Origin of the sequence: Methylibium rhizosphaerae, from assembly GCF_006386545.1 — a bacterium.
Taxonomy (GTDB): domain Bacteria; phylum Pseudomonadota; class Gammaproteobacteria; order Burkholderiales; family Burkholderiaceae_C; genus Pseudorivibacter; species Pseudorivibacter rhizosphaerae.
In genome coordinates this window covers 1-7063 of sequence record NZ_SWAR01000074.1, presented here as the reverse complement: position 1 = coordinate 7063, position 7063 = coordinate 1, and the positions used below count along the sequence as shown (strand labels likewise).

The following is a 7063-nucleotide window of genomic DNA, read 5'->3' as shown; positions in this document are numbered from 1 at the left end:
CCGCCCTCAAAGCCAGCGCGCTGCGCGCGAGAGCCACGAGACAGGCAACAGCCGGCATCGAGCCGGCCGCTGCCTGGCAGGCGCTGCGGGGGAAGTGCTTCGCACTTCACATAACGGGCTGTTGATCGAAGCCGCCCCGTTCGCTCGCAAGCTCGCTCGGCGGGTCGGCCGCTGCGCTGCGCTTCGCGCCCTGCGGGTTCGATCAACCCCCGTTATGTCTGGCGCCCCGCAGCGCCTGCGGCACTGCAGCTCGTGCGGCCTGGCGGCCGCAGGCATCGAAGCCAGGCGCTTGCGCGCAGTCCTCACGAGCACGAGCCCCCGCCCACCCCGGCCGGTCAGCCGGTGCGGGGTCGTGCCGCTGCGCGTCACTCCTTGCCCGCCCCGTCTGCCCGTCCTCCCGTCCGCCCCCGCAGGGGGCTCCCTCCAAAGTGAAGCACGCAAGAGCAACGCAGTCTCGATGCGGGGGCAAGCCGAAGTCTCGTCTTGCCCCCGCATGCGCAAGCGTGTGCCTGGCCGTGGCGCGTCAAGGCCAAGCCCTGCGGGCGCGCTGCGCGCGGCCTTGACTCGATGCGACATCGAGGTGCGCGACGAGCACACGGCCGCTAAGGAAAAAAGCGCCGGGGCTTCTTCCTCTTAGCCGCTGTGCAGGCGCAAAACCGCACTTCGCGCGCGCGGGGCGCGCGCCAGGCGCTGGCGCGCAGGGCCTGCGGTGCGCCAAGCCGCGCCGCTGCTCGCGTAGCGGGGTGCTGTGGCTACGACCCGCGTCAGGCCAACTGCATTCGGCAATGCGTTGGGCAGCGGTCTGGTTGATGCCGTGCAGCCGACTCAAGGCCAAGGGCCGTGGTCATCGGCTGACTACCGCAATGGGTCGGACATCGACAGCGACAACTTCAGCCCTGCGATGGCCTACGGCTACCGCAACGGCATGGATGTTGAAAGCGACGCCTTCAAGCCAGCGATGGCCTATGGCTACCGCAACGGCATGGACGTCGAAAGCGACGCCTTCAATCCGGCAAGCGCACATGGCTACCGCAACGGTATGGACGTGGCGAGCGATGCCTACAACGGAAGCCGCCGCCCTATCGCCAGTAACACCAGGGGCCAGAGCCAAGGCGGCCAGGCTGGTGCCTGGAGCCGCAGGACGGGCGAAGGCGGGCCTGTCTGGCACTCAGGCGGCTCACCGGGGCGAAACGCACCGGCACCACTGAGCGGCATGCAGCGAGCGAAAGCGCACGCGCTGGGCGTCTATGACGCTGGTGCGGGTGCAGTCGAAGGTTCCGGCTACAGCTTTGGTGTGGTGGGAACACCGGAAAGCCGAGCGGCTTGGGCTCAGCAGGCAGCAAAGGACGGTGTGGAAGGCATCAGACGCCTAATCAATGACCCGAGCGGCACTGTCTCTGGCTGGTGGGACAACCTCACGGGTGATGACCCAGAAGCCATCAGGCAAGCCACGGCGCAAGGCGCTGGCGTTGCAATGGGTGTAGGTGGTGGCGTTGTGCTTGGGCGCTTGCAGGGCACACCTCTTGGCAGGGCAGGCAAGGTCGGAAGTGCGGCTGATGCACTGAGCGGGCTGTCGAGCAACCAACTCGCTGCACTTCGCAACGCCGGACTAGGTGATGCCGAGATTGCCTTGCAAATCCAGACACTCGGCGATGTACAGTTGTTCCGAGGCACGACGCCGGGCTTCCCGGGCAACCCCGTGCTGCAACAGCTCGGCATTACACCGGCCTCGACTGACCCGCTTGTTGCCACGGTGTTTGCACTTGAAGGCAAGGCCATCGGCGGCAACGCTGTGGTTCTCGCCGGTGGGATGCGCAAGTTCGCTGCCGGCGACATCGACCTCGGCAATGTGCGAGCCTCGTTGGAACGTGAAGTCCAGGTGAACATGCAGCCGAGCCAGTTCGAGGCCATGGCGCCGAACGCGATTCCGGTCGATACGGCGAGGCAAGTCCTGAGCGATATGGGGGTGGCCAAGTTGCCACCGACGATTACGAGCTCACAGCAAGCAACGCAAATTCTTGAGGCGACTTCGAGGCTCACTCCAGCACAAATTCAGGAGTTCCTCGTCCGCGCCGGTATCCGTCATTGAGGACTAAGAAATGTCGAACGTAGAGTTCTTGATTCATGAGGTTCAGCCGGATGGCGAAGTCATCCGAGTCAGCGGTATCGTCAACAAGGGCAAAGTGTCATTGAACGACGAGTTTGTCTCGGTGCGAAGCGAGTCGGGGTCTGAAAGCCCTGTTCTGCTGAAGGTGTCGAGCATCGTCGCGTACCGCAGGCAAATCGCAGAACTTCCTACGGGCATGAGCGGCGAGTTGCACGTGTCTGGTGAGGGGGCGAGTGAACTTGGAAAGCACTGCATGCTCTCTGCCTGAAGGCAGGGGAGCAGTCGGACCAATTCGCTACAAGGGGCATGCACCCAAGCCCCTTGCCCATCTGGTACCTCTACACCACCGATTCTCGGTCATGTCGTCGCCCACAAACCCGCGCCAATGCTGGCTTGGCGCGGCATAGGGCTACGACTTCGCCGCGGGCCTGTTGCTCTCGGCAATGCGTTGGCTGGCTCCCTCGCGGAGGAGAGCTTGCGTGCCAGCCAGCAGGAAGAGGCACTGCAGGGCGTGGGGCCGTGGTCCGACAAGAACCACGTCAACGGCTCAGACCTCCAGAGCGACAACGTGCATTACGGCCGCATGGGGCGGCAGGCTGTGCAGCGCAGCGAGCCGATCTGGGGAGATAGCGGCGAGGAAACCGCGCGCCAGAGCATCGCGCGCCGGTTGGGGTTGGACGCCGATGACGTGCGCGACGTCGGCGGCCGGAGCAGGTTGTCGCCGGGGGCGTATGTCAATTCGCGCGAGGGGCCGAACTACCGGCTGGTGGTGGATGCCGATGGCAACGAGCGGGAGACCTACGAGCTGGACCGTGTCGAGGTGACTGGCACGCGCCTGCCGCCCGAGCCCGCGCAGTACCGTGGCATCAGCCGTCAGGAAGTTGCGCAGTGGCAGCTCGCACAAGACGACTTCCGGCGCGTCGAGATCGCACAGATGAATGCCGAGGCGGCGACTGCTGCGATGCAGGCTGAAGCGGTTGCGGGCAGCGGGCCAGCATTGACGGGCGCGCAACGGGCTGAAGCGCATGCGCTGGGCGTCTACGACGCGGGTGCCGGTGCGGTGGAGTCGGCCGGCTACAGCTTCGGCGTGGTCGGCACAGCGGAAAGCCGTGCGGCCTGGGCTGTGCAAACCTCACGTGCGGCCGTCGAAGGCATCAGGTCGTTTGCCAACGATCCATCAGGCGCGATTGGCCGCTGGTGGGACAACTTCACGGGCGATGACCCGGTGGCTATCCGGCAAGCGACGGCGCAAGGCACGGGTCTAGCGCTCGGCGTGGCTAGTGGCGTCGCGATGGGGCGGCTGCAAAGTGGGGTACGGCTTGGCGCTGCGAGTGACAGTGCTGCGGCGATTCACCCGGGGCGATTGGCTGCTGAATCGTCGGAGGTTACCCAGCAGTCGCTGTTGCGCGCCTTGAGACAGGCTGGGACGCCTGAATCACTCGCCACAGCCAAGCTCATCAGCCGCGGCCGTCTGGATGTCAACATCTTGGCGACGGACCCCTCCGGCCGGAGGCTTGGTGGGCTATACAGGTTTGGCTCTCGCGAAATCGAGATCTACGGTGACGCGTTCTCGACGCCGATTCAGGCGGCAGGTTACGCAACGCACGAGACCACGCACTTCATGCAAGGACTCTCACGCTCAAACTACCATCTTGGGCATGAGTTCGATGCGTTCAGGGCTCAGGGGGGTGTTGATCTTGGGCATTGGACCAACGGACTGAGCGATGCTGGCTTGTACGATCTGCTTACCGGGCATCCGGTCTATCGCGGCGTGCGTCCAGATCCCAATTGGCCGCGCTAGGGAGATATGGCAAACATGGCTAAATGCATCAACTGCGGCAATGAAAAGTGGGCAGTAGTTGCTCGCACAGGAGCGCTAGAGACTTGGCGCTGCGAGACTTGCGGACATGAGGAAACGGTGCATGTCTACGCGCCGCAGTTTGATCCCGCCTTGCCGAAGGATCTGGAGCCGGTGTTCAGTCTTCTCGCGAGTTGGCGGGGCAGGCCGTCTGCGCGTGACATTGCAGCGCTGCAATCGCTCTTCCCTCGAACACGGTCCATGTCAGCGGTAGAGCTAATGAAGAAGGCGCGTGACCATGAAAGGCTTGATCTCGGTAGATTCACCGAGTCGGAGTTGCGCCCTCTGGCCTCGCAAATAGAGTCCCTCGGTGTCGAACTGGAGCGCATCCCGATCGCTGTCTGAACAACTGCTTGATCAGACGGCTGCTGAGAGAAGGAAACCCCCAAAAGGGCTGCTCGCTGAGCGGCCCTTGTTGCTTGGGTGGCTTCCCGGCGAAGCCGAGGGTCAGGTCTTGCAATGCAACACTGATCTGACCTGACTCAGCGATCCTCGTCGGTCTTGGCGGCTTCGGCTTCCGTGTTGGTCCCGATCCTGGGGCGGCGCGACTCGATGCGATGCAGCAGGTGATCGAGCATGCGGGGCAGCTCCATGATCATCATGTGCGACTCCTTGCTGCCGGCGAACTCCTCCATGAAGGGGCCGCGATGAAGCATCTTGGTCATGCGCCGCAGTCGATCGAGCGCGCGCTGCGCGGCCTTCGCATCGCCGCTGCGCACCTCGCGGTAGACCTCGACCACCAGCTCGTAGAGCCAGGGCAGATCGTCGCGCACCATGCTGCCGAACATCAGCAGCGCGATCGGATCGTCGCCCTCCTCGGAGATCATGCGCGACATGTCGTCGAGCATCATCGGATGCATCGGCCGACGCCGGCGCCTTGAGCGAAAGTCCGCGTCCACCAAGCCCTCGTCGAGCCTGGCAAAGCGTCCCTCGACCCCGCGCACGGTGGCGACAAGTTCCTCGAGGATCTCGTGCTGAGGCCGCGTGCGCTTGGCGCCTGGGGCTTGCGCTGGGATGGCCTCGATCTTCTTCTCGATGTCGGGCCACAGACCCGCAAAGCGATCCTTCACGCGGTCCTCTGGCTCGGGCGTCTGAGCGGACTGGTTGATCGACTGCACGATCTCCGAGAGCCCCGCCTTGCCCAGCTTCTTGGCCTGGAACTGCGCCAGCGGCCCGCTGACATCGCTGAACTCCAGCCCAAGCAGCAGCGGGATCACCTTCGCGCCCTGCAGCGACTTGGCCAGCGCTCCGGCCTCGAACAGGATCCATGGCGAGCCGATGTTCTCCGGCGTGACGCAGATGATGCCGAAGTTGGAGGACTCCAGTTCCTTGGCGACCTCCTGTGCCCAGCGGTCGCCGGCGGAGATATCGGCCTGCGACAGCCATGGCTGCACGTAGGGCAGCACCAGCGGCAGCCAGTGGTGCAGCGCCTGAGCGAGTTGGTGGCTGCGCTCGTCGCTCCAACTGATGAAGATCTTCATCGCGTCCCCCTCTTGGCTTGGTTGGTTCGGTCCTTCTTGTGTTGCTCTGGCGTGACGAACCCGATCGGGCGCTTGTGCGGCTCGGGCGGGGTCATGAGTTCGCGCAGCGCATCGAACACCTGCTTGAGCTGGGCGCGGGTGTTGCGGCTGAAGGTGTCGTGACTCAAAGCCAGCGCCTCGGTCTTCTCTTCGAGCTCGGCCAGCCGCTGCGCCAGGTCGCCCTGCGTGGCGGCCAACTCGCGCAGCCGCACGAAGGCGCGCACCACGTACACCGACACCTCCACCGCACGCGGACTGGAGAGCAGGTTGGCCGCCATGATGGCGCCGTGCTCGGTGAAGGCATAGGGCAGGTACTTGCGATGCTGGCCGCGCCCGGCTGGCGCTGCGTTTAAGGTCGCAAATTGCGACCTTAAAGCCGCCCACTCGTCGGCCGAGAGCTGGAACATGAAGTCCGCCGGAAACTTCGCCAGGTTGCGCCGCACCGCCTCGTTGAAGCGCTTGGTCTCCACCTCGTAGAGCGCGGCCAGGTCCGTATCGAGCAGCACGCGCTGGCCGCGTACCGTGGCGATGCGCAGCGTGATGGCCTCGGGCGCGAGTAACTGCGCGCTGCTCACCGCGCCCCCGCCTGGGCCAGCACCGTCTCGATCATGCGGGCGACGAGCTGCTGCTGCGACTTGGACAACTGGGCCACCGCCTCGATCTGCTGCTGCCACTGCGGCGCGGACCCCCGCTTGCCGGCGCGCGCGGCGGCGGCCTTGCGCTCGCCGAACAGCTCATCGAGCGACACCGACAGCGTGTGCGCCACGATGGGCAGCGCGGACACCGGGATGCGGCGGCGCCCGACTTCGTAGGACTGCAGCGTCTGCTGCGAGCCCCCCAGCGCCTCGGCCAGCCGCACCTGCGTGACGTTGTGGGCCTTGCACCACGTGGCGATGCGCTCGCCCATCGCGACAAAAGACGCGCGCTTCTCGCTGCTGATGGCCATGGCGGTGGTGGGTGGGAAGACCAGTGGATGCGCCATGAAGATAACACTGCCCGACGAGCCGCAGCTGGACGCCGGCGGTATCGCTTGGCGCGTGCGGCTGCAGACGCAGCCCGGGTCAGGTCTTGCATTCCAACATCCCCGCATAGCACGACGCACTCAACCGCCTGACCCAGAGGCGGCGCGACGGCGTTCTGGTCGATGAACGGCTGTACGACGGGGCTGGCCGGGTGCTGCAGGGCGGCATGCCGGGCAGCGGCGTCTCGGCCGCCTACCTGGGGGCTGCCGGCGGCGCCGTGAAGAACCAGCTGAGCATCAGCCGCTACGACGCGCAGGGCCGGCTGGCGCGCCAGCGCCTGATCACCATCCACGGCAGCACCGACGGCGTGGACCGCAACGAACTCACGCACGACCTGCAAGCGTTCAACTACGACGACGCCGGCAACCTGAAGGGCTACGTGCTCAAGAGCCACGCCGGCCCCGGAGAAACGCTGACCACCTACGAGTACGACCTCAAGCGCTTCGAGAGCTACAAGGAAGGCCTGGGCCGTGTGTGGGACGACAAGCACGCCAACGTGATCGGTGGCACCCACTACGAGTACGACGCCAACGGGCAGATGTTCCGACAGGACGAC

Annotated in this window: 7 protein-coding genes; 4 read left to right on the top strand and 3 right to left on the bottom strand. The window is 65.3% G+C overall.

The annotated features are described in order from the left end of the window. The first annotated feature begins 814 nt into the window (after positions 1–814). The 3 genes from E8D38_RS26930 to E8D38_RS26920 all read left to right on the top strand — a co-directional run bounded on the left by E8D38_RS26930 (position 815) and on the right by E8D38_RS26920 (position 3908). The gene (locus E8D38_RS26930; protein WP_181179509.1) at positions 815–2089 is read left to right on the top strand and encodes a hypothetical protein; all 1275 of its coding nucleotides are present in this window, start codon (positions 815–817) and stop codon (positions 2087–2089) included. Between the two features lie 10 nt (positions 2090–2099). After that, positions 2100–2375, top strand: a complete 276-nt coding sequence (locus E8D38_RS26925) for a hypothetical protein (RefSeq protein ID WP_140637361.1) — start codon at positions 2100–2102, stop codon at positions 2373–2375. Positions 2376–2582: 207 nt separating this feature from the next. Further along, positions 2583–3908, top strand: a complete 1326-nt coding sequence (locus tag E8D38_RS26920) for a hypothetical protein (protein ID WP_140637360.1) — start codon at positions 2583–2585, stop codon at positions 3906–3908. 539 nt (positions 3909–4447) lie between these two features. Here the strand turns inward: E8D38_RS26920 and E8D38_RS26915 are convergent. The 3 genes from E8D38_RS26915 to E8D38_RS26905 are packed head-to-tail and all read right to left on the bottom strand — an operon-like array spanning position 4448 to position 6467. Continuing rightward, positions 4448–5446, bottom strand: a complete 999-nt coding sequence (locus tag E8D38_RS26915; RefSeq protein WP_140637359.1) for a toll/interleukin-1 receptor domain-containing protein — start codon at positions 5444–5446, stop codon at positions 4448–4450. Further along, positions 5443–6060: an ORF6N domain-containing protein gene (locus E8D38_RS26910; RefSeq protein WP_140637358.1), complete on the bottom strand. Its 618-nt coding sequence runs from the start codon at positions 6058–6060 to the stop codon at positions 5443–5445. Before E8D38_RS26910 ends, E8D38_RS26915 begins: the two co-directional genes overlap by 4 nt. Beyond that, complete coding sequence (locus tag E8D38_RS26905; protein WP_246099721.1) at positions 6057–6467, bottom strand: helix-turn-helix domain-containing protein; 411 nt, start codon at positions 6465–6467, stop codon at positions 6057–6059. Before E8D38_RS26905 ends, E8D38_RS26910 begins: the two co-directional genes overlap by 4 nt. A 206-nt stretch (positions 6468–6673) precedes the next feature. Between E8D38_RS26905 and E8D38_RS26900 the strand changes: the two genes are divergently transcribed. Continuing rightward, positions 6674–7063, top strand: a 390-nt coding sequence (locus E8D38_RS26900; RefSeq protein WP_140637356.1) for a hypothetical protein, incomplete at its 3' end; no start/stop codon positions are given.